Consider the following 21,911-nt stretch of genomic DNA (forward strand, 5'->3'; position numbering starts at 1 on the left):
CAGGCGGCGACTCCCAGCCGGTCAGGCTTACCCTTGAGGGGTGACCCGCTCCCTTCGCATCCTCGGCCCCGCCGTGCTCGTTCTGGCTGCCTTCGCCGCCGTGCTCGTCGGCCTGGTCATCGGCGGGGGAGCGGAAGCGCCGGCGATCGGCGATCCCGGCGCCGCCGTGCGCTGGGGCCTGCCGATCGCGAAGCTGCTCGTCAATCTCGGTGCGGCGCTCACTCTCGGCACGCTCACCGTCGCGCTGTTCGTGCTCGACGCCACCCGGCCCGCCTACGCGCGGGCCCTCGACGTCGCCGCGGCCGGTGCCGCTGTCTACGCGATCGCCTCCGCCGTCACCGGAGTGTTCACATTCCTCAACGTGACGGGCGCGTCGTTCTCCTTCGGCAGCGACTTCGGCCAGAAGCTCGGCTTCTTCTTCACCGACGTCGCGCTCGGCCAGGCGTGGCTCATCACGACACTCATCGCGGCCGCCGTGACCGTGCTGTGCTTCGCCGTGCGCGGTCAGACCGGCGTGCTCTTCGTCGGCCTTCTCGCGCTCGTCTCCCTCGTGCCCATGGCCGAGCAGGGACACGCGGCCGGTGCGGCAAGCCACGACGCCGCCGTGAACGGTCTCGGCCTGCACCTCATGTTCGCCGCCGTCTGGATCGGCGGGCTGCTCGCCCTCATCCTCGTGAAGAAGCAGCTCGACGGCGGCGAGATCATCGACGCGCTGCGCCGCTACTCCACGCTCGCGCTCATCTGCTTCATCGTCGTCGCGCTCTCCGGCTACGTGAGCGCGCAGCTGCGCATCGGCACGCTTCCGCAGCTGCTCACGCCCTACGGCCTTCTCGTCGTGCTCAAGGTCGCAGCGCTCATCGCTCTCGGCCTGTTCGGCGCGATCTACCGCCGTTGGATCATCGGTCGGATGCCGCAGACCGCGGCGGGAGCCGCGAAGACCGTGACGGCGGCCGCGGCGAAGCGCACGCGCATGTTCTGGTCCCTCGCCGTCGCGGAGCTCGCCTTCATGGGCATCGCCTCCGGCGTCGCTGCGGCGCTCGCGCGCAGCGCGACTCCCGTCCCACAGGAGGCTCCCGTCACGGGAACCCCCGCGATTCTCCTCACGGGGGACCCGCTTCCCGATCCGCTGACGGCGATGAAGTTCGTCACGGCATGGAACATCGACCTGATCTGGCTGCTCGTGTGCGGCTTCGGGCTCTTCTTCTACCTCGCCGGCGTGTGGCGGCTGCACAAGCGCGGCGACCGCTGGTCGCCGCTGCGCACCGCATCCTGGGTCGCGGGACTGCTCCTGCTGTTCTGGCTCACGTGCGGGGCCTCGAACGTGTACCAGGACTACATGTTCAGCGTGCACATGCTCGAGCACATGGGCCTGACCATGGCGGTTCCCGTTCTCCTCGTCCCGGGCGCGCCCATCACTCTCGCGATGCGCGCCATCCGCAAGCGCGACGACGGCTCGCGCGGAGCCCGCGAGTGGATCCTCATCTTCGTGCACTCGAGCTACGCGCGGTTCCTCAGCAACGGCGTCATCGCCGCCGTTCTGTTCGCCGGCTCCCTGTGGGTCTTCTACTACTCCCCGCTGCTGCGCTGGGCGATGGAGGAGCACATCGGTCACGAGTGGATGATCGTGCACTTCCTGCTCACCGGCTACTTGTTCGTCAACGCGCTCATCGGCATCGACCCGGGCCCCGAGCGCCTCGGCTATCCGATGCGGCTGCTGCTGCTGCTCGCGACCATGGCGACGCACGCTTTCTTCGGGCTCTCGATCATGATGAGCACCGGCCTGTTCGCCGCCGACTGGTTCGGCGCCATGGGCCGCACGTGGGGAGCGACGCCCATGGAGGACCAGTTCGTCGGCGGCGGGATCGCGTGGAGCGTCGGCGAGATCCCGACTCTCGCTCTCGCGATCGTCGTGGCCGTGCAGTGGGCCACGAGCGACACGAAGGACCAGAGGCGCATCGACCGTCGGGAGGCGCGCTCGGGCGACGCCGAGCTTCGCGCCTACAACGCGCAGCTCGCCCGGCTCGCCGAACGCGACCGCGTGTGAGGGCTACTCGGTGAGCAGCTGCGTCGTCAGGGTTCCGTCGGAGAAGAGATAGACGGCGCCCGACGCGGTGAACGGGACGCTGTCGCTGACGTTGCGGACCGAGCCGTCGGCGAGCGACTGGATGTCGACGTCGATCGTCGCGACGCCGTCGACAGCGGGGATGAGCCACGAGTCGCTGCCGGGAGTCAGCGTGATGTCCGGGTACGAGCCGATGCTCCATGCCGGCTGCCCCGACACCCGGTCGGACACGTGGTAGCCGAACGGGCAGCCCGTCGGCTGCAGCACCACTTGCTTCGCGCACGCGTCGAGCTGCGCATCGAACTGCTTCTGCACCGCATCGACGAGCGCGTCCGTCGGCTCGGCGTCGAGCGACGCCTCCTCGACGTTCGCGGGCGCGTCGGCGAACACGCGCTTGTCCTCGGAGACGACGAAGTCCGTGTCCGTCTTGAACGTATAGCTTCCCGGTGTGAACACGAGGATGTTCGCGATGTTCTCGAAATGCGCCTTCGCGCCCTTCTCCGAGACCTGGCGGGTGTCGAGCGCGAACCCGTTCATCTCGAAGACGGACGAGTGCTTGACGGTGAGGTTCACAGCCGCGAGGGGACTCGTCACGAACTCCCAGTGCCCGAACAGGCCGCCGACCTTCGTCAGCCGAAACGTCGTCTGTCCCGCGGTGCCGTCGAGCTCGTATGAATACGTGACCTCGTGCACGCCCTTCGCATCGACGGTGTCCGAGACGAACTGGACCTCCGTGGGGTCGGGCATGACGTCACGGCGGAGCATCGCCGTCGACGCGTTCTCGGGCAGCCCCGCCGCTTGGAGCCCTGCCGCGTCGAGGGCCACGCCCGGAACCTCGAGCGCCGCCGCGGCGTCCCCCCGCTGCAGTGCGTCGAAGTACTCGTTCACGACACCGCGCGCCCCATACACCGTGCGCTCGAGCGAGCCGACAGCGGACGCGGCCGCAGCGAGGAAGAGCACGCCGATGGCAGCCCACACGATGATCGCCCGCGTCTTCGCGGCGGAGCCCGAACGGGATTCGGCGTCGTGCGGCTCGCCGCTCTGCTGCGCGTCTACCTGAGTCACACGGCCATCCTAAGGTGAGCGGGGATGGCGGGCGACGGGGAGCGCTCCCCGTCGCCTATCATGGTGGGGTCGCCCGCGGGCGGCACGATAGCGAAAGAGGATGCCGCCATCAGTAGTCCCACGTTCGTCCTCGCCGCTGAGCAGCAGGCCGTCTTCGATCTGATCGAGAAGACGCGCGAGCACGTCTTCGTGACCGGACGCGCGGGCACCGGAAAATCCACGCTTCTCAACGAGCTCGCGTGGCGCACCGAGAAGCAGCTCGTCATCGCCGCACCGACCGGCGTCGCCGCGCTCAACGTGGGCGGCCAGACCATCCACTCCCTCTTCCGACTGCCGATCGGCGTCATCGCCGACAGCGACATCGAGCAGAACGACGCCGTGCGCAAGCTGCTGAACACCATCGAGACCCTTGTCATCGACGAGGTGTCGATGGTCAACGCCGACCTCATGGACGCCATCGACCGCAGTCTCCGGCAGGCGCGGCAGCGCAAATCGGAGCCGTTCGGCGGCGTGCAGATCGTGTTGTTCGGCGACCCCTACCAGCTCGCCCCCGTGCCGGGGGATCCGGAGGAACGCGCCTATTTCGCGGACACCTACCGTTCGATGTGGTTCTTCGACGCGAAGGTGTGGCTCGAGGCCTCGCTCACGATCGTCGAGCTCACCGAGATCCACCGCCAGCACGAGCTCGACTTCAAGCACATGCTCAACGCCGTGCGGCACGGGCAGGTGACGGCGGAGATCGCGGGTCGGCTCAACAGCATGGGCGCCCGCAGGCCGCCCGACGACGGCGTCATCACGCTCGCGTCCCGCAACGCGAGCGTGAACCGCATCAACAACGCGGCGCTCGCGCGGCTGCCCGGCCGCGCCCTGAGCGCGAAGGCGGAGATCAACGGCGACTTCGGCGGCCGCGCCTACCCGGCGGAAGAGACCCTCGAGCTCAAGGTCGGCGCGCAAGTCATGTTCTTGCGCAACGACAGCGTGCACGACGGCGGGCTGCGCTGGGTGAACGGCACGATCGGCACGGTCACGCGCATCACCTCGAACGTCTTCGTCGAAGTCGACGGCGAAGAGCACGAGGTCGAGCCGGCGACGTGGGAGAAATACCGCTACAGCTACTCCGCCGCCACCAAGCGGCTCAAGCGCGAGGTCGTCGCCGACTTCGAGCAGTTCCCGCTCCGGCTCGCGTGGGCCGTGACGATCCACAAGTCGCAGGGCAAGACGTACGATCGCGCCGTCGTGGACCTCGGGCCGCGCGCCTTCAGCCCCGGCCAGACCTATGTCGCGCTCAGCCGGCTGACATCGCTCGACGGACTGTACCTCTCCCGGCCGCTGCGGCCGAGCGACATCATCGTCGACCGCGACGTCGAGCGGTTCATGGCGGGCGTCACGCGCGTGCGCGGGGCGGATGCCGCCACGGCCGTGAGCCGCGCCGACTGAGCCGCCGGGCTCACCGCGAGTGCGGGCGCCCGCCGAGACGCTCGCGGGCCCTCGCGTGCAGCGCGTCGAAGGTGTCGCGCACCTCGTCGCGTTCCGTGACCTCGTGGGGCCATGGGATGCGCGTGTGGACGACATCGCCGGCGGCATCCGTGTACTCCCAATCTCCGCCGTCGCCGTCGAGGCCGACCATCGACACGTCGGAAGCCGTCGCATCGGCGAAGGCGTGCACGATCGCGCGACTGGCCTCCGCGTGGTCGTCGTTCAGATGGGCGAGCACGGCGTGGACGACATCGGCCTCGAAGTGGAGCGTCATGCAGCTAGCTAAGCAGGCGGGCTCGAGCTGCGCCAGACGTGTTCGGGTTCGATTCAGGCAACGTCGATACAATCCTGCGAGACGTCAGGGGGACATCGATGGTGGAGAAGCTCAGGCACGGCCGACGCGGTCTTTCGATTCTGGCGCTGGCAGGGGCAGGGCTTCTCGCGCTCACGGGCTGCACCGGCGATCCCGGGCCGACAGTGACGCTTCCCGCGCAGGCCGACGGAGAGCTTCCCGCGGAGACGGGCAAGCAGATCGATGACGCGGTCGCGAACGCCATGGCGATGGCCGCCGCTCCCGGAGCGATCGTCGGCGTGTGGGCGCCGTGGGCGGGCAGCAGCCTCAAGGGCTACGGCGTCACCGAGATCGACGGGAAGACGGAGGTCGAGCCGGACATGGCGTTCCGCATCGGCCAGAACACGCAGCCGATGACGTGCAGTGTGCTCCTCGCGCTCGTCGACAAGGGGAAGGTGTCGCTGAACGACAAGGTCGCGGACTACCTCCCCGGCACCGTTGGCCTCACGGGAATCACCTTCTCGAACCTGTGCACGGGAACCTCGGGGCTCGGCGGCTACCGCGGGAACCTCGACAACATCTTCATCCAGAACCCCGAGCGCATCTGGAGCCCGAACGAGCTCTACAACGACGGCATGGCCACGAAGGCCGCAGACCCCGGTGACACGTTCTCGCCAGCCGACACGGGCTACGTGCTGCTCGGCATGGCGCTCGAGGCCGCGACGGGCAAGCAGATGAACGAGCTGTACAACGAGTACGTGTTCACCCCCGTGGGGATGGACCGCAGCACCCTCCCCTCGCCGGCGAAGACCGAGCTGCCTGACTCGAGCCTGCACGCCTACGAGGCTCTCAAGGTCGACGGCAAGCTGCAGTGCGATGCGCCGTTCGACGAATCGAAGCTGTCGTCGTCGCTCGGCTACACCTCCGCCGGCGTCGTGTCGACAGCCGCCGACGTGCATGCGTTCTCGCAGGCGTTCGCGACGGGAGCGCTGTTCAAGAAGGGCACGGCCGACGTGCAGAAGCAGACCCGGCCGATCGGCGACAAGGCGGAATCGTGGCAGCAGTACGGCTTCGGCACCTACCACTACGGTCCGCTCTACGGCCAGGCGGGAGACGTGCCCGGCTTCATCACCGCGTCGCTCAGCGATCCGTCGTCGGGCCTCACGATCGTCGTCATGCTCAACAACTCAACGGCCGGCTCCGGCCTCGCGCTCGACCTCGCTATGCAGCTCGCCTCGTACGCGTCAAAGGTGCCGGCGGCGAAGGGGAACACGGCGCCCGGTCTCGACCTGCCGTGGTCCGCCGGCCAGATGCAGGATGCCATCGGCAAGCTCGCCGTCTGCCAGTGAGCCGGGCGCCGCAGCTCAGCTGCGCTGCAATTGCGGGACGATGCCCGTGACGGCATCCGCGAATGCGCGGGGAGCATCGTGCGCGGCGAGTTCGGCAGCGACCTCGCGTGCTCGGCCGCTTCGGGCGACAGCATCGGCGACGGCCTCCCGGAGCCTCTCGACTGTGAGCCGCGCCGCGGGGACCGCGACGCCCGTGCCCGCCTCGACGACGCGGCGAGCGATCTCCGGCTGATCCCGGCCGAACGGCACGGCGACGACCGGCACGCCCGCCCGAGTCGCCTTCCCCACGATCCCCATCCCGCTGTGCGTCACGACGGCGGCAGCCCTCTCAAGCACGGGCGCGTGCGGCACGAAGCGCTCGGCGCGCACGTTGCCCGCGCTCGGCAGCGCTGCGCCGTCAAAGGCGTCGGCGAGCGTCAGCAGCACGCGGTACGGCTGGTCGCGCAGAGCCTCGACGGCGACGCGGGCGAGCGACTCGTCGCCCTGGTAGTCGGTCGAGCACGTGACGAGGATCCACGGATCACCCGGCTCCGACAGATAGTCCGGCGCGGCCGCGGGCGGATCCCATGCCTGGAAGCCGACGAGGCGAACGTTCGAGGGGAGGCGCCGGCGCGGATACTCGAGAGGCTCGCCCGTGAGGCCGAGAACCAGATCCGGCCGCGTGTACTGGTCGAGCGGCGACGCGAACTCCGGCAGCCCGGCTGAGCGTCGGAGCCCGTTGAGCCCCGGGAGCATCGCCTTGCCGAACGCGCGCTCGACGAGCGGCCACAGCGCGGCATCCCTGACTCGCCCCAGTGCGGAGCGCGCGGGTGCGAGGCCGAGGCTGTAGGGCGGGATGCCGGGCTCGGGAAGCGGCAGAAGGGACGGCATCGCGAGCGCCCAGGGGAGGCGGCTCGCCTCCGCGTGCACGAGCGCGCCGTACGCGTTCGCGTCGACGATGAGCGCGTCGGGGCGGAACTCGCGAATGGCGTCGTCGAGATCCGCGCCGTCGAGCGCCCCGCGCCGCATGACGTCGGTGAGTCCCGACAGCAGCCGCTCCTTGCTCGAGCGCGCCCGGTAGTCGGTGACCTCCACGTCGAGGATGCGGGGGTCGACGGCGCTCGCCTCGAGACCCACGGCAGCCAGCGAGGGCAGCGCTTTCGACAGGGTGCGAACGTGCACGTGGTGGCCGCGGCGCTGCAACTCCAGCAGGCCGGGGACGAGGGGGTACAGGTGCCCGGAGGCGGGCGAGGTATACGCGAGAATGCGTGACATGAGAATTCCTCACTGGTCGTGTGTAATTCACTAGTATGCGCTACTATTCATTTGTGTCAAGTACTAATGAAAAGAAATCCTCGGAGCGGCGCCGTTACCACATGGGTTCCCGCAATGCCGCGGCGCAGCGCACGCGCACCGTCATCCTCGACGCGGCCGAGCGCCTCTTGGCCGAGCGCTGGTACGACGAAGTGACCCTCGCCGATATCGCGCGCGAAGCGGGAGTGTCGCAGCAGACGATCGTGAACCACTTCGGCTCGAAGGGGCAGCTGTACCTGGTCGGTCTCGAAGAGCGCACGGGGCCCCGCATCACGAAGCACCGCGCCGCCGTGCGCGTCGGCGATCTGGCGTCCGTCGTCGACGTCGCCGTGAGCGACTACGAGCAGTCGGGGCCGGGAACGCTGCGCATGCTCGCCCTCGCCGATCGGATCGACGCGCTCGCCGAGGCCGCGGAGTACGGCCGGCGCGCCCATCGCGCGTGGGTGGAGTCAGCGCTCGCCCCGCAGATCGCGGCGCTCGATCCGGCCCGGCGCGCGCGCGCGACGCGGCTTCTCGTCGCCGCGCTCGACGTCTTCACGTGGGCTCAGCTGCGGCAGGCGCAGGGGCTCGACGCTGCCGCGACGCGGGCGGACCTCGAGGCTCTCGTCGAAGGGATCCTCGCTCACGCGGCGTGAGGCCGCGCAGCGCGGCTGACACGGCGCGCGCGTGCTCCTAGGCTGGGGGCATGGCGATCACACCCGACACCAAGGACTGGACGTGGGTCATCGAACGGCGCTGCCCCGAGTGCGGCTTCGACGCGAGCACGCTCGAGCTCGACGAGGTCGGTGACATGGCGCGCACGAACGCGGGCATCTGGGCCGAGGTGCTCGAGCGCCCCGACGTGGCCGTGCGCCCGGACGCCGCCACGTGGTCACCGCTCGAGTACGCGTGTCACGTGCGCGACGTGCACAACGTCTTCGCCGAGCGGCTCGTGCTCATGATGACGCACGACGACCCCGAGTTCGCGGACTGGGATCAGGATGCCGCGGCCGAGGCCGGCGCCTACGCCGAGCAGGATCCCCGCGACGTGTCGACGCAGCTCATGGAGGCCGCATTCGGCACGGCCGAGGCGTTCGACGCGGTGCCCGCCGAGTACGCCGCGCGCACGGGACTGCGCAGCAACGGCTCCCGGTTCACGATCGAGACGCTTGGGCGCTACTACGCGCACGACCTCGTGCACCACGCGTGGGACGTGACGCGCGACCGCGGCTGACCGCGCCGGCGGCATCCGACAAAAACGCTCAGCCGAATGCCGGGAATCTGCCGTAGCATGAACTCAGCGATCGGCGATCTGCCTTTGGCTTTCATGCGGCCCCGGCCGCCGATCGAGTTGGTGTTCTATCTCTTTTCCCTCATTGCCCATCGGGCAGTTGGGTGCTGTCAGGGCGACGCGGCCCCGCATCCCCGGTGCAGCGAGCATCACTCGCTCGTACACTGACGTCTCCCGCGCGGTGAAAGACCTCGGTCTGCTGAACCGCACGCACCTGTTCTACGCCGTTCTCGGCGGAGCGCTGACGCTGAGCCTCGTCGGCGCGGCCGTCGGCTTCGTCCTGCTCGGCGACAGCTGGTTCCAGCTGCTCATCGCCGGGGCGCTCGGCGTCATCTTCACGCAGTTCGCCTTCTTCGCGCACGAGGCGTCGCACCGCCAGGTGCTCGCCTCGGGGCCCGCGAACGACCGCCTCGGCCGGTTCATCGCCACGTTCGTCGTCGGCATGAGCTACTCGTGGTGGATGAACAAGCACAACCGCCACCACGCGAACCCGAACAAGCTCGGCAAGGACCCCGACATCGAGGTCGACACGATCTCGTTCGTCGAGGAGGATGCCGCGAAGGCTCGCGGACTCATCGCGCTCATCACCCGCAAGCAGGGATACCTCTTCTTCCCGCTGCTGCTCGGCGAGGGCGTCAACCTGCACTACCGCTCCATTCGCACGCTCTTCGCCGCGGGAAAGGTGAAGGGCCGCGCGATCGAGTTGGCGCTCATCGCCGCGCACTTCGCCCTGTACCTCACCGTGCTGTTCGCCTTCCTGCCGCTCGGCATGGCGTTCGCGTTCCTCGGCGTGCAGCTCGCGGTGTTCGGCGTCTACATGGGGGCATCCTTCGCGCCCAACCACAAGGGCATGCCCCTCGTGCCGCGCGATGCGAAGCTCGACTTCTTCAGCAAGCAAGTGCGTACCTCCCGCAACATCAGCGGAGGCTGGTGGGCGAGCGCCCTCATGGGCGGGCTCAACTATCAGATCGAGCACCACTTGTTCCCGAGCATGCCGCGCCCGCACCTCGCGCGGGCGCGCGAGATCGTGCGCGAGCACTGCGCGACGCTCGGCGTGCCCTACACGGAGACCACTCTCGTGAACTCCTATGCGATCGTGATCGCATACCTCAATCGCGTCGGCCTCGCCGCGCGCGACCCCTTCGACTGTCCGCTCGTCACCCAGTTCCGGCGTGTCTGAGCGGCCCACAGACCCGGGTGCGACCGCACCCGACACGACGTTCGCCCTCAACCGAGCGTGAACGATGGAGCCGCACGAGCGGCTCCCGCAGAATAAGGAAAGAAATACATGGCAACTGGCACCGTCAAATGGTTCAACGCTGACAAGGGCTTCGGCTTCATCGCTCCCGACGACGGAAGCGCTGACGTCTTCGCGCACTTCTCCGCCATCTCGGGCAACGGCTACCGCTCGCTCGACGAGGGACAGAAGGTGGAGTTCGAGACCGCCCGCGGCCCGAAGGGTCTGCAGGCCGAGAACATCCGCGCTCTCTAGGCTCGCGCCACCTCGCGACGCCGCCCTGTCCCCACGTGGGGCCGGGCGGCGTCGTGCACTGCGGATGCCGCCGGCCGCGGCATCCGCTCGCTCACTGGGTCTTGACGACAGTGAGCAGGAAGACGCAGTCCTCGACGGCGGTGACCTTGTGCGTCGCATCGGGGACGATGATGAGATCGCCGACCCAGCCCGACCACGACGCGTCCGCCGTCGCGAGCTCGAGCCGACCGTGCAGCACTTGCACGGTTGCCTCGCCGGGATTCTCGTGCTCGGCCATGACGACGCCCGCACGCAGGGCGACGAGAGTCTGCCGCAACTGGTGCTCCTGGCCGCCGTAGAGCGTCTTCGCGCTGCGTCCGCTCGACCCCGAGAGCGCGTGCTCGAGCTCGTGCCGCGCCAGAGCCGTCAACGATGTCTTCTGCACGAGCGTCCTCCTCGCCGTTGAATGCTCCTGCCAGTCTGCCCGGCCCGCGCGGCGATGTCACGCGTGCGGCGTGAATCACGCTCGACGTGGGTACTGTTCCGGTATGACGTTCAACGACAATGCGAATCTGGGCGGCGGCGGAGGCGATCGCGTGCGCAAGCGCGGCCGCGGGGTCGCGATCGGCGGCGGGATCGGCGGAGTCGGCCTCATCGCTGTCTTCCTCATCTCGCAGCTGTTCGGCGTCGACCTCTCGGGGCTCGTCGGCGGGGGAACCGGCGGTGGCGGCGAGGTGGCCGGGGAGTCGCTCGAGAACTGCCAGACCGGCGCAGACGCGAACGCGAGCGCCGAATGCCGGGTCAAGGGCGCCGCGGCATCCCTCGACGACTACTGGGAAGACGAAGTGCCCGCGCTCGGCGGACAGTACGCGCCGCCGCAGGAGGTGACGCTGTTCACTGACGCGACGCAGACCGGATGCGGGTCTGCGACGAGTGCGACGGGGCCCTTCTACTGCCCGAGCGACGAGCACATCTACGTGGACGTGTCGTTCTTCGACCAGCTGCGCAGCCAGTTCGGCTCGAGCGGAGGCTCGCTCGCGCAGATGTACGTGATCGCGCACGAGTGGGGCCACCACGTGCAGAACCTTCTGGGGGATCTCGACCGGTACTCCGACGGGCAGACAGGGCCGGAGTCCAACCAGGTGCGCATCGAGCTGCAGGCCGACTGCTACGCCGGAGCGTGGGTCGCCGCGGCCTCGAAGACGAAGGACGAGCAGGGCACGACCCTGCTCAAGCAGCCGACCGACGCTCAGATCGCCGACGCGCTGAGCGCCGCCGCCGCTGTCGGTGACGACCGCATCCAGGAGAAGGTGCAGGGCCAAGTCACGCCCCACACCTTCACGCACGGAACGAGCGAGCAGCGGCAGTCGTGGTTCACGAACGGCTACCGCGGCGGCGCCGAGGCGTGCGACACCTTCTCGACGCGATCCCTCTAGGTCTCGCGGGGGTTCAGCCGCCGAAGTGGCGGGACATGCTCGGGTGGGCGGCGAAGGCGGCGAGCAGGCGCTGCGCCTGCTCGAGCGACGGGAACGCGCCGCGGTAGCGGCCGAGCGGGTCGTGGGCCTGGAACTGCCCGTCGACGCGGTCGACCGAGCCGGCGAAGCTGCCGCGCACCGTGGCGACCCACAGGCCGGCGTCCGCCTCGCGCCACGAGAAGTCGGAGGCGGTGATCGTGCGTGCGGGGGCGGTGGGGTTTGTGATTGTCATCGAGAAGTCCTTTCCTTTTTCGTCGGCGTGCTCGAGCGCGCTCTCAGAGGTAGTACGCGGCGGCGATCGCGCCGCCGATGATGAGCGGCGTGCAGGCGATGCCGACGCCGGTTGCGATTCCGAGCAGGATGCGGTCGCGCGCTGCTTCGCGCACCTCGCTGAATCGGCTGCGACGGGAAGGGACGAATGTTTCGCCGAAGGTGACGCTCATGGTGGCTCCTCTCCACGGCCCGGCCCCCGAGTGGGGGTGGTGAGAGCAAATCTGCCACCGCTCAGCGAGAGCGGCAAAGTGGAGAGCGAACCCTTGCCGAGTGGGCGACGGCTCTGCTAAGGCGCGCGTGCGCGGCTATCAGCGTCGGCGTGAGGTGAGGGGCCCGGCTGCAACCCCCGATGCAGAACCGGGCCCCTGAGGGCCACCGGCTACGATCGGCCGTGTGGCGGCAGGCGTCGGCACCTTCCGAGACGTCGGAGGGTCTGCGGGCGCACTGATTCCCCACAACAATTACATACCATTCGACCGGTTTTGCAAAGTGGGCCGCGCACTGTGCGGAAACATTGAGAAACACCCGGCTACTCTGGAAGAGCCGAGGTGCCGGTGAGCCTCGACAACCGAAGGGGTCCACGTGGCACAACAGCAGCGTGCTCAGGCCACGAGGCAGCGCATCCTCGAGGCGGCCGCCGATGTCGTGCAGCGCAAGGGATACCTCAACGCCTCGCTGTCCGACATCGTCGAGGCTGCGGGCGTGACGAAGGGCGCTCTCTACTTCCACTACCGCTCGAAAGAGGACATCGCCCACGCGATCGTCGACACCCAGCACGCGCGAGCGCGCGAGGGCGCCATGGGAATCCTCGAACGCGTGACGGATCCGCTGCGCATCATGCTCGAGATGTGCCACGATCTCTCGCAGCGCATGCAGCACGACCCCATCACCGCCGCCGGCATCCGGCTGACGACCGACACGACGACGTTCAAGACCCCCGTGAAGGATCCGTACACCGACTGGATGCAGACCTTCGCCGGGCTCGTGCGTCAGGGCCAGGCCGAAGGCCGCTTCGTGCCCGACATCGACCCCGACTCCTTCGGGCAGTTCATCAGCCCCGCCTACACAGGCGTGCAGCTCGTCGCCGACGCGATCACGGGCCGCCGTGATCTCGACGCGCGTCTGAACCGCATGTGGAAGATCCTCGTGCTCGCCCTCGTCCCGGCGACGGATGCCGCTGCCGCGCGGCAGCTGGTCGACGAGGTCTTCGGGCCCGCACCCGAGGTCACTCTGCCCTGAGGTCAGCCCGTGACCGCAAGCGCGAGCGTGGTGACGGGAACCGCGACCACGACGACGAGCGCGCCGAGCAGCGCAAAACGGCCCCACGAGACGTTCTCGCCCATCGCGCGCAAGCGATCGTGCCACAGCAGGGTGGCGAGGGACGCCCACGGCGACACGAGCGGGCCGACGTTGACGCCGATGAGCACAGCGGCGAGCCGAACGGGCGAGTCGCCGGCCGGCTCGAGCAGCAGGTAGGCGGGCAGGTTGTTCGCGAGGTTCGCGCTCACCGCACCCGCGCCGGCCAGTCGGAGCAGGTCGGGGAGCGACTCTCCACCGCCGAGGGCCGCGACGACGAGCTGGGAGGCGCCGTGCGCGTGCAGCGTCTCGACGATGACGAAAAGGCTCGCGGCGATCATGAGCACGCGCCACGGGATGAGACGGATCGAGACGAAGCCGGGGCGGCGCCACTCGAATACGCCAGCCATCGCGATCGCCGCGACGCCCGCGGTGATGCCAACGGGGATGCCGGTGACGAGAAGCGGGACCGTGGCTGCCACGAGCACCGCCATGCTGAGGAACAGGGGACGATCGGCGACAGCCGCCGCCGGTGCGGTCGCGTAGCGCCCCCTGAGCGCGCGGCGATTGACACCGACGAGCAGGGCGAGACAGCACACGACAGCGGCGACAGCGGGCACGCCGAAGGCGGCAGCGAACGCCGTCGGCGTCAGCCGCAGCCGGTCGGCCGCGAGCAGGTTCGTCAGATTCGACACGGGAAGGAAGAGCGATGCCGTGTTGGCGAGCCACACGGCGGTGAGCGCGAACACGAACGCGGGAGCGCCGATCCGGCGGGCAAGCATCACGACCACGGGAGTGAGAAGCACGGCCGTCGTGTCAAGGGAGAGAAACGCCGTGCAGCACACGCACAGCGCGACCACGAGCAGCCAGATGAGACCGATCCGGCCGCGCCCGAAGCGGGCGAGCGCAGCCGCGATGCCGACGAACACGCCCGCCGCGCTCGCGAGCTCGGCGACGACGGTGATCCCGGCGACGAAGGACAGAACCGGTATCGCGCGGTCCGCGAGGCCTGCGGCATCCTGAACGGGAAGAGCACCCGAGACGAGGCACGCGAACGCGAGGGCGGGGAGCGCCAGAACGGCGTAGCGCCACCGTCGTCGCCGTCGGCTGCTCATGCTCGGATTCTAAGCACGAAGCCGCGCCGATCCACGCCCGAGAAGGGCGTCATCATCCCTCAGAACAAGCGTCTTGACAGGGGACGGCGCGGGTGTAGTGTCATCCTTCGTGACAACTGAAGGACGGTCACCGAAACGGTGGCTGCTCGGCGAACCCCTGCCGAACGAGAAGCTTGACGAACAGCTTTTGAGCAAGCGCCTCGCGCTCCCCATCTTCGCGAGCGATGCGCTGTCGTCTGTCGCCTACGGGCCTCAGGAACTGCTGATGATCCTGACAATCGGCGGTCTCGCGTTTCTGAGCTTCGCCCCGTGGATCGCGCTCGCCGTCATCCTGCTGCTCGTGACCGTCGTCGCATCGTACCGGCAGCTCATCAAGGCGTACCCGTCCGGCGGCGGCGACTACGAGGTCGCGCACAAGAACCTGGGGGAGAAGGCCGGGCTCGTCGTCGCCTCGGCGCTGCTCGTCGACTATGTGCTGACGGTGTCGGTGTCGGTCGCGAGCGGCGTCGACAACATCATCTCGGCGATACCGGAGCTCGGCGGCATCCGGGTCGAACTCGCCGTCGGCTTCGTCGTCGTGATCGCCGCCGCCAACCTGCGCGGCGTTCGCGAGGCGAGCACGGCGTTCGCGATCCCCACGTACGTGTTCATCGGCAGCATCGGCGTGATGATCGTCACCGGGCTGGCCCGCACGATTCTGGGCGATGCGCCCGTCGCGGAGTCCGCCGGCTACGGCGTGCACGGCGCCAGCCTCACGCAAGCGGCGATCGTGCTGTTGCTGCTGCGCTCGTTCGCGAGCGGCTGCAGCGCCCTGACCGGCGTCGAAGCCGTCGCCAACGGCGTTCCCGCGTTCCGCGTGCCGAAGATCCGCAACGCCCGGGCCACGCTCGCGCTGCTCGGCGGCATCGCGATCGCCCTGTTCGCAGGACTCACGTCCCTCGCGCTCATCACGCGCGTGCATTACGCGGAACAGCCGTGCGATCTGGTCGGCTGGGCGACCTGCGCGACCGACCCGCAGCGCAGCGTCATCGCCCAAGTCGCGTCGGCCGTGTTCGGCGACAACTCCCTGCCGTTCTTCATCGTCCAAGCCGCGACGGCTCTCGTGCTGCTTCTCGCGGCGAACACCGCGTTCAACGGCTTCCCGCTGCTCGGCTCCGTTCTCGCCCGCGACGCGTACGCGCCGAAATCGCTCAACAGCCGCGGCGACCGGCTCGTGTACTCCAACGGCGTCATCCTCCTGGCGCTCGCGGCCATCGTGCTGCTCGTGATCTTCCAAGCGAGTCTGACGCACTTGATCCAGCTGTACATCATCGGCGTCTTCGTGTCGTTCACCCTCGGGCAGAGCGGAATGGTGAAGCACTGGATTCGACTGCTGAGGGCGGGCGATCCCGCTCGCGCAAGCACCGTGCGCAGCCTGTGCATCAACGCGTTCGGCGCGGTTCTCACGTTCAGCGTGCTCGTGGTGGTCACGATCACGAAGTTCACGCACGGCGCGTACCTCGTGTTCATCTTCATGCCCGTGCTGTACACGCTCATGCTCGGGGTGAATCGGTACTACCGCGATGTCGCGAAGGAAGTCGAAGTCGACGCGACGACAGTGTTCGGCAGCAACCGCGACCACGCGATAGTGCTCGTCGGCGGATTGCAGAAGCCCGCGCTCAAGGCCCTGGACTACGCGATCGCCTCCCGCCCGGACAGCATCGAGGCGGTGCATGTCGCGACGGGCGACCACGACACCGCCGCTCTCAAACGGGACTGGAAGAAGCAGAACATCCACATCCCGCTCACGATCGTCGACTCGCCCTACCGGGAAGTCGGTCTACCGCTGATCGAGTACATCGAACGGCGGCGCAAGGAGCGCGGGCCCGAGCTCGTCACGGTCTACCTGCCGCAGTACATCGTCGGTCACTGGTGGGAGCAGCTCCTGCACAACCATCGGGCGCGGCGCATCAGCCGGCAGCTCATGCTCGCCCACGGAGTTTCCGTCACGCTCGTTCCGTGGCTGCTCGACTCGTCCTCGCTCATCTACGGTCGCCGCTCCCGCCCGCTTCCGGGTCAAGACAGGCGCGGCGAACCGGTCCGGCCGGTCGCCCGGCGCCCGCTTCGCCCCGCCTCCGAAGCGCCCCGTACCGGCACGAGCAACAAGCGAAGAAAGCGCCCGGTGGGCAAGTAGCGAGAAGACGGCACGCTGCTGTTGATCCTCCGCGAGAGCTGGTGGAAGATGATCGTACGGCGTGGCCCGCACGCTAACACTGATCGGGCGGAGAACAATGCCTGAGCCAGCCCCGGACAATGTGATCGTCGTCGGAATCGCACCGACGCGCATCGACGAGATCGTCGAGGTCGCGGCGAGCCTCGCGCAGGATCTCGGCGCGTCACTCGTCATCGGCCATGTGATGATCAACACGTCCCTCGTCGAGTACTCTCCGGCGTCGACGCGGGACGGGCTCTCGCTCGCGCCCGCCGTCGACGAGGAGATGGAGGAACTCTCCCTTCACATCGGAGAGCGGGTCGAGTCCGTTGTCGCCGGCCGCGCACCGTGGAACCTCCGCATGCTCGGCGGAGATCCGGCGAAGGCGCTCGGCCGACTGTCAGCCGAGCTCAATGCGCGACTCATCATCGTCGGAGGAGTGCGGCGCGGAATGATGCACGAGGTTGAGGACGTGATCAGCGGCTCGATTACAGCCGCGCTGACACGACTCCAGGATCGACCGGTCGTCGTCGTGCCCGCGCGGCGGCGCTGAGCGCGCTCGCTCAGCTCTTGTCGCGGATGTCGCGCAGGAAGTTCCCGACGTTCGCGCGCAACGCCTCGATCTGACGCTGGCGTGCCGCCTCCACGTCGAACCCGATGTAGGCCGTCGGCGGGCGGCGGCGCGCGTTGGCGGAGCACTCGAAGTTCGCGCAGACGAGCGTCCCCACGGTGTTGCCGTTGCGGCCTGACTGCCCGGCCCGTTTGGCGCTGTAGAACACGACGTCGTTGGGCAGGTGGACGTCCTCGCACCATGAGCACTGCGGGCGCGTGCGTGTCTTCGCCTCGGCCTGCTTCAGCATGATCCCGACGGGCTGACCATCGAGCACAGCGACGACGTACCCGACCTTCGGCAGTTTCGGATCACGCCAGCCGAGGAAGTCGAGCGCGTCCCAATCCAGATCGTCGAAGTTCGCAGGAAGGGTGAGGGCGCTGCGTTCGCGCACAGACGCGTTGATGAACGACGCGCGGATTTGTTTTTCGGTCAAGGACAGCATGGTTGCCTTCGCGTTTGATGGCTCGCGCGGCGAGCCTGATGAGTCGAGCTGCGGATGCCGCCGTCGGCGTGGCGCAGCGAGGGAAGCGCCCGATGGGCGCACTGATCCCCGGAAGCGGGGCGAAGGCGCTATCTCGCGTCGGCGAATGAGACGCCGACGACCTCCAGACGCCCAACGGGCGGAGCAAGTGAGATGAGCTGTGGCACGCGACAAGAGTACGCGCGAGGCGACGCGATGTCGAACGGAGCCGCCAAGGCCGGTGCAACGGCGTCTCCACCGCTAGCCATTGCATAGTCCTCGTGCAATCACCGTATCGCCCAACGTTGCGCCGCCTTTGGCGTCCGTGTCGGGGAGAGCCCGCTTCTGCCCTCGATATATGCCACATTGTGGATCGGCACTCTCATCGCCGCGGTGAGTATCCCAGGTGGGCGTGGCTGATCGTCCCGCCGGTGTACAGCAACACGACTGAGGCGCGTTGGAGAATGACACGAGTGAAGTGACTGAACCCTTGGCGGTTTATCGTTCCTGCAAAGGAGGAGTCCGTTTCCATCGCGGCTCTGGCGTGGGAACGGTTGGGTGCCTACCGTGGCGCTCATCCTCGCGCTCCACGACTCGGGGAAAGTGCGAGTGACCGGATGCCACAATCTCTGCTGCGGCAGCCAGGAGCAAGGACGCGCGGGCGCGCTTGAGTGTGGCAACTGTGAAGCGCTCGAACGTTTCAGACTCCATGACAATGACTCCGACCTTGTCTGATGAATGATCGAGGCGTATCGCACATATGCTACGGGCCAGCATGGTGAGCGATTTCACGCTCAGTGAACTCCGACTCTTGAATCAACGATTCCCAGCTTTGCCGGTCGGGGGCATCAAAGTTTTCAACAGCGCTCCCAGCTGCCCATGCTGCTCCGATAGTGCCTTTCCAGAGCGGATAAGATGGCCGTCCTCTTCGCTCAAGATTGGCGTTCTCGGAGACACGAGCAAGTAGAACGAATTCATCGTCTTCCACCGAATATGTCCCTTCTCGGCATACATGACTTTTTCTTTCGCAAGTGACCGGTCCACCTACCTGAAGAACTCAAGCACGCGCGGGCATTGAGCATTGCTCGCATTCTCGCTGCAACTGACCTGGCTTTTGTCGCATTTTCTCGCATAGTTGACCTGTTGGGCGTTCGGCTGGATGGCATTGAAAAAGGCGGAGAGACTGCGAGTCTCTCCGCCTTTTCGGTCGGGGCGTTTAGTGAGTGGTGTTGAGTATTCTCATGTGGTCGGGGCAGAGCGGGCAGCCGCGAAGTTCTCGGCGGTGTGCTGCGGTGTGACGGTAGTCATGGCCCGCGGCTAGGCATCTCCACCAGAACTCACCCTCGCCGGCGAGGACGCGCTCCGGCGTGTGTCTGTTCTTGTATGGGTGCCATTCGCTGACGAGGTCGGCGTGGGTCGTGGCCAAGTCGTTCCTGCCTTGGATGACGCCTGATTTTGCGCAGCGAGTGCAGGGGAATCCACGTGCGCGGAGGTCGACGCGTTGCCAGTAGTGGTGCCCGCTCGCGCAGACCCATGCGACTTTCTTGTGAAAGGTTGCGTCGATGTCCTCCGGCGTGAGCTTGTTTTCTTCGTAGTCCCATTCCGCCGCGAGATTCGGGTGTGTTGCTGAAAGATGGCGACCGTTTTTCCGGAGTCGTTCGTGGGCGCATGTGTGGCAGCGATGGCCGCTGAGCCAGTCGACGGGACTCATGATGTACTCGTGGCCCTTGGGGCATACCCATCTAACAGCTCGGCTAGACCCGGCCGAGTAGTTGTGTGGGCCTCCTGTGTCATCGAGGTGCTTCCATTCGCTGAGGACTTCAGGATGGGTTGTAGCGATGTCGTTGACGCCGGGCACGATTTTGCGGTTCATGCAGACGGGGCAGCTGGTTTGGTTGAACGCGCGGTTGGTTGGGCGGGTCTTGTAGCTGTGGCCCTGGGGGCATGTCCACCAGTAGTGCTCCCGGCTGGCGGCTCTGAATTGACGTGGCGTGATGCCGCTCTTCTTGACGTCGAGTTCGGCGGCGAGTTCGGGGTGGGTGGTAGCGAAATCATTCCAGCCCGGTTCGAGCACGTGGTTTCGGCAGGTCGGGCAGTGTCTCACGCGCCTTTTTTGGGGTTGGGGGACACGTGTGGTTGCGGCTTCTTGCGCGATGTATTCGTGCCCGCTTTCGCAGACGAGCAAGGTCGGCCGGGTGAGCGTGTGTTCGCCTCGGACCACCAGCCGGCTGGCGCCGAGGTCCGCAGTGAATTGTTCGGCGCTGGCGATGCTGTCTTCTGTGACGTCGAGGTACTCGCTGAAGGGAGCGAGTTTGCCAGTGTGTTTTGCGAAGTGCCTGGCGAGGTCTGCGCGCACATGCTGGTCGTGTGCCCAGGTGCGCTCGTACGGCTCCTGTCGTGTAATTGAGCGTCTGATGGCGGCGAAAGTCGGCCTGAGGTGCAGCCATAGCCCTCGGGAAATGTTGTAGTCGAGCGCGCCGATGGTGCGGCGAATCTGGTGTTCGAGGCGGGCGTAGGCGGTGACGTAGGTGATGGCGGGGTCGAGCACGTTGCGTTGGAACGAGTCGCTGGCGAGCATGGCGGCGAGTGCGACGACTTTGAGGAATGACGCCGCTTCGGCTGCACGGTTGCCGACGCTCGTCGACGCGGGCGCCACGAGGGCGAGAAGGAACGCGTAGAGGTAGGGTGCGATGTGGTTTCGGTCGGCAAGACGCTTGAACGTCAATGCGGCGGCGTGGACTTCGTCACTCACAGGATGTTGCTCCTCGACTGGGGTGTGGAGTCCGACCCAGCGGGCGTGTTTGAGGCAGACGGGGTTAGAGAAGTGCGGGTGCTGTTTCACCTGTGCTCCGTGGGCGCAGAGTAGACACATCCAGCGCTCTTCGAGCCCGGTGTTGCACTGTGGGCAGGAGCTGCCGTCTTCATGATGGGCCGGGGCCGGCGGCTTCTCCAGTTCGGAGACCTTGCGGCCGGTGAGTTCGGTTAGCAGCTGCGACCAGGTGGCGTTCTTGCTCGCGGTCGACTGGTCCGGGGTAGCAGCGTTGGTGAGGGACCGTCGGTGCGTGGCATCGCAGATATTTGCGTGGAGTACGCGGCCGCTGTAGCTCTCGAACGTCTCTTTGTCGCGGGGCCGCACCGGGAACGGGAGCGTGGTCATGCGGTTGCCTCCTTGCGGTTGCCGGCACGGTAGTTGGCGTAGAAGGATTCCGCGGTGCCGTCGAGGACTTGCTGGCTGAGGAGGTCCTCGTCGACGCGTTCCACGCTGATGGTGGGGTCGGTGATGGCCTGGATGGCGCTTCCAGTGATGAGGCGGCTGAGCGAGCCGATGGAACCACCCGTTCGGCTATAGAGATAGCCGGCGAGCTCCGTGAGCGTTCCCTTCTCATGGTGGCGGAGAGGGAGCGAGGCTTCGAATCCGGCGACGAGCTTCCGCCACGCGGCCTTGCCGTCTTTCGTGCCGATGGTGGAGTTGCCCAGTTCGAGGATGCTGAAGCGGCTGCGGAGCTGATTGCCACGCACACCGGAGAGCAGTTCGCCCGAGGTGAGGTCGATGCCGGCGTACAGGAACGTGCAGGCGAGCTCGTTGTGGAGGCTCTTGAGCACGTCGACGCTTTCGCCGGCACCGATGTTGCGGGCGGAAAGGTTCTGGATTTCGTCGACGACGACGAGTTGGGTGTGCGCCTTCCGGAGTGCATCGATGACGCGGCGCCGCGTGGTCCCCATCGTTTCGTTCGTCGCGACGGGGATTCCGAGGAAATCCGCGAACGTGCGCATCAGCAGCTTCCCGGAGGATGAGGCGGGAACGTCGATGTAGACGACCGGCAGTCGTCCAGCGCGTTCGAAGCCCGGGAACTGCTTCGCGTACTGGCTATGAGTGAAGCGCAGCAACGACTTGGCTGCGGTGGTCTTGCCCACGCCGGGTTTTCCGTTGAGCATCATCCCCGCGTGGCCAGAGTTTCGGCCGTGGTTTTGGGTGATGGTCTGCACGAGGAGTTTCTTTGCGGAGGCCAGCGCCGGTGTGTTGAGGGTGATATCGCCCGAGAGGAAGCGAATACGTTCCTCGTCATATGCGTGTTTTTCGGCCGTGCTGAGGATGTCGTAGTCCTCGTCCTGGAGCACGCGAGGTGCTGTCTTGCGGGAGGCAAGATAGGAGTAGAGCCCCTCTCGAGTATGGAGAGCGTCTGCAGTGTCTGTGTCACGGAACAGCATG

At 67.3% G+C, this 21,911-nt stretch carries 21 protein-coding genes; 11 read left to right on the forward strand and 10 right to left on the reverse strand.

What is annotated here, in order from left to right; all coding sequences use genetic code 11:
* Positions 1-40: 40 nt before the first annotated feature.
* Positions 41-2,044 (forward strand): bifunctional copper resistance protein CopD/cytochrome c oxidase assembly protein, encoded by a 2,004-nt coding sequence (locus tag BLV49_RS08030; protein WP_176980772.1) that lies wholly within the window; start codon positions 41-43, stop codon positions 2,042-2,044.
* A gap of 3 nt (positions 2,045-2,047) precedes the next feature.
* On the opposite strand, the gene BLV49_RS08035 is transcribed toward BLV49_RS08030, so the two are convergent.
* Positions 2,048-3,127, reverse strand: coding sequence for a hypothetical protein (locus tag BLV49_RS08035; protein WP_091182399.1), 1,080 nt, complete (start codon positions 3,125-3,127; stop codon positions 2,048-2,050).
* A 60-nt stretch (positions 3,128-3,187) separates the two neighbouring features.
* Here BLV49_RS08035 and BLV49_RS08040 point away from each other — a divergent pair, with 60 nt between their 5' ends.
* Positions 3,188-4,564 carry an ATP-dependent DNA helicase gene (locus tag BLV49_RS08040; protein ID WP_091187031.1) on the forward strand — a complete coding sequence of 459 codons (1,377 nt, stop codon included), beginning with the start codon at positions 3,188-3,190 and terminating at the stop codon, positions 4,562-4,564.
* Between the two features lie 10 nt (positions 4,565-4,574).
* Here BLV49_RS08040 and BLV49_RS08045 read toward each other — a convergent pair whose 3' ends face one another.
* Positions 4,575-4,877: a DUF2470 domain-containing protein gene (locus BLV49_RS08045; protein WP_091182400.1), complete on the reverse strand. Its 303-nt coding sequence runs from the start codon at positions 4,875-4,877 to the stop codon at positions 4,575-4,577.
* A 98-nt stretch (positions 4,878-4,975) separates the two neighbouring features.
* Here BLV49_RS08045 and BLV49_RS08050 point away from each other — a divergent pair, with 98 nt between their 5' ends.
* Entirely contained in the window at positions 4,976-6,244 is a 1,269-nt protein-coding gene (locus BLV49_RS08050) for a serine hydrolase domain-containing protein (RefSeq protein ID WP_091182402.1), read from the forward strand.
* Between the two features lie 15 nt (positions 6,245-6,259).
* On the opposite strand, the gene BLV49_RS08055 is transcribed toward BLV49_RS08050, so the two are convergent.
* Positions 6,260-7,498, reverse strand: coding sequence for a glycosyltransferase (locus BLV49_RS08055; protein WP_091182404.1), 1,239 nt, complete (start codon positions 7,496-7,498; stop codon positions 6,260-6,262).
* 101 nt (positions 7,499-7,599) lie between these two features.
* On the opposite strand from BLV49_RS08055, the gene BLV49_RS08060 reads away from it, so the two are divergent.
* The 4 genes from BLV49_RS08060 to BLV49_RS08075 all read left to right on the forward strand — a co-directional run bounded on the left by BLV49_RS08060 (position 7,600) and on the right by BLV49_RS08075 (position 10,299).
* Positions 7,600-8,172, forward strand: a complete 573-nt coding sequence (locus BLV49_RS08060) for a TetR/AcrR family transcriptional regulator (protein ID WP_176980773.1) — start codon at positions 7,600-7,602, stop codon at positions 8,170-8,172.
* 50 nt (positions 8,173-8,222) lie between these two features.
* On the forward strand, positions 8,223-8,750 hold the full coding sequence (locus BLV49_RS08065; RefSeq protein ID WP_091182408.1) for a DinB family protein: 528 nt from the start codon (positions 8,223-8,225) through the stop codon (positions 8,748-8,750).
* A gap of 148 nt (positions 8,751-8,898) precedes the next feature.
* Positions 8,899-9,987: a fatty acid desaturase family protein gene (locus tag BLV49_RS08070; protein ID WP_245723704.1), complete on the forward strand. Its 1,089-nt coding sequence runs from the start codon at positions 8,899-8,901 to the stop codon at positions 9,985-9,987.
* A 108-nt stretch (positions 9,988-10,095) separates the two neighbouring features.
* Positions 10,096-10,299, forward strand: coding sequence for a cold-shock protein (locus BLV49_RS08075; protein WP_091182413.1), 204 nt, complete (start codon positions 10,096-10,098; stop codon positions 10,297-10,299).
* A gap of 91 nt (positions 10,300-10,390) precedes the next feature.
* Here the strand turns inward: BLV49_RS08075 and BLV49_RS08080 are convergent, their stop codons facing one another.
* On the reverse strand, positions 10,391-10,723 hold the full coding sequence (locus tag BLV49_RS08080) for a cupin domain-containing protein (RefSeq protein ID WP_091182415.1): 333 nt from the start codon (positions 10,721-10,723) through the stop codon (positions 10,391-10,393).
* 103 nt (positions 10,724-10,826) lie between these two features.
* On the opposite strand from BLV49_RS08080, the gene ypfJ reads away from it, so the two are divergent.
* Complete coding sequence (ypfJ, locus tag BLV49_RS08085; protein ID WP_091182416.1) at positions 10,827-11,714, forward strand: KPN_02809 family neutral zinc metallopeptidase; 888 nt, start codon at positions 10,827-10,829, stop codon at positions 11,712-11,714.
* A 13-nt stretch (positions 11,715-11,727) separates the two neighbouring features.
* On the opposite strand, the gene BLV49_RS08090 is transcribed toward ypfJ, so the two are convergent.
* Positions 11,728-11,985: a hypothetical protein gene (locus tag BLV49_RS08090; RefSeq protein WP_091182418.1), complete on the reverse strand. Its 258-nt coding sequence runs from the start codon at positions 11,983-11,985 to the stop codon at positions 11,728-11,730.
* Between the two features lie 43 nt (positions 11,986-12,028).
* Entirely contained in the window at positions 12,029-12,196 is a 168-nt protein-coding gene (locus BLV49_RS16875; protein WP_176980775.1) for a hypothetical protein, read from the reverse strand.
* Between the two features lie 412 nt (positions 12,197-12,608).
* Between BLV49_RS16875 and BLV49_RS08095 the strand changes: the two genes are divergently transcribed.
* Positions 12,609-13,265: a ScbR family autoregulator-binding transcription factor gene (locus BLV49_RS08095; RefSeq protein WP_091182419.1), complete on the forward strand. Its 657-nt coding sequence runs from the start codon at positions 12,609-12,611 to the stop codon at positions 13,263-13,265.
* A 2-nt stretch (positions 13,266-13,267) separates the two neighbouring features.
* On the opposite strand, the gene BLV49_RS08100 is transcribed toward BLV49_RS08095, so the two are convergent.
* A complete protein-coding gene (locus BLV49_RS08100) occupies positions 13,268-14,437 on the reverse strand; it encodes an SLC13 family permease (protein WP_091182421.1) in 1,170 nt (389 codons plus the stop codon).
* A 109-nt stretch (positions 14,438-14,546) separates the two neighbouring features.
* Here BLV49_RS08100 and BLV49_RS08105 point away from each other — a divergent pair, with 109 nt between their 5' ends.
* On the forward strand, positions 14,547-16,610 hold the full coding sequence (locus BLV49_RS08105; RefSeq protein WP_245723585.1) for an APC family permease: 2,064 nt from the start codon (positions 14,547-14,549) through the stop codon (positions 16,608-16,610).
* A gap of 97 nt (positions 16,611-16,707) precedes the next feature.
* A complete protein-coding gene (locus BLV49_RS08110) occupies positions 16,708-17,181 on the forward strand; it encodes a universal stress protein (protein ID WP_091182424.1) in 474 nt (157 codons plus the stop codon).
* Between the two features lie 10 nt (positions 17,182-17,191).
* Here the strand turns inward: BLV49_RS08110 and BLV49_RS08115 are convergent, their stop codons facing one another.
* The 3 genes from BLV49_RS08115 to BLV49_RS08125 form a co-directional block, all read right to left on the reverse strand.
* On the reverse strand, positions 17,192-17,683 hold the full coding sequence (locus BLV49_RS08115) for an FBP domain-containing protein (protein WP_091182426.1): 492 nt from the start codon (positions 17,681-17,683) through the stop codon (positions 17,192-17,194).
* 1,234 nt (positions 17,684-18,917) lie between these two features.
* Entirely contained in the window at positions 18,918-20,858 is a 1,941-nt protein-coding gene (locus tag BLV49_RS08120; RefSeq protein WP_091182428.1) for a zinc-ribbon domain-containing protein, read from the reverse strand.
* Entirely contained in the window at positions 20,855-21,910 is a 1,056-nt protein-coding gene (locus BLV49_RS08125; protein WP_091182429.1) for a TniB family NTP-binding protein, read from the reverse strand. The genes BLV49_RS08120 and BLV49_RS08125 overlap by 4 nt, the downstream gene beginning before the upstream one ends.
* Position 21,911: the final 1 nt, after the last annotated feature.

Source organism: Paramicrobacterium humi (genome assembly GCF_900105715.1).
Taxonomy (GTDB): domain Bacteria; phylum Actinomycetota; class Actinomycetes; order Actinomycetales; family Microbacteriaceae; genus Paramicrobacterium; species Paramicrobacterium humi.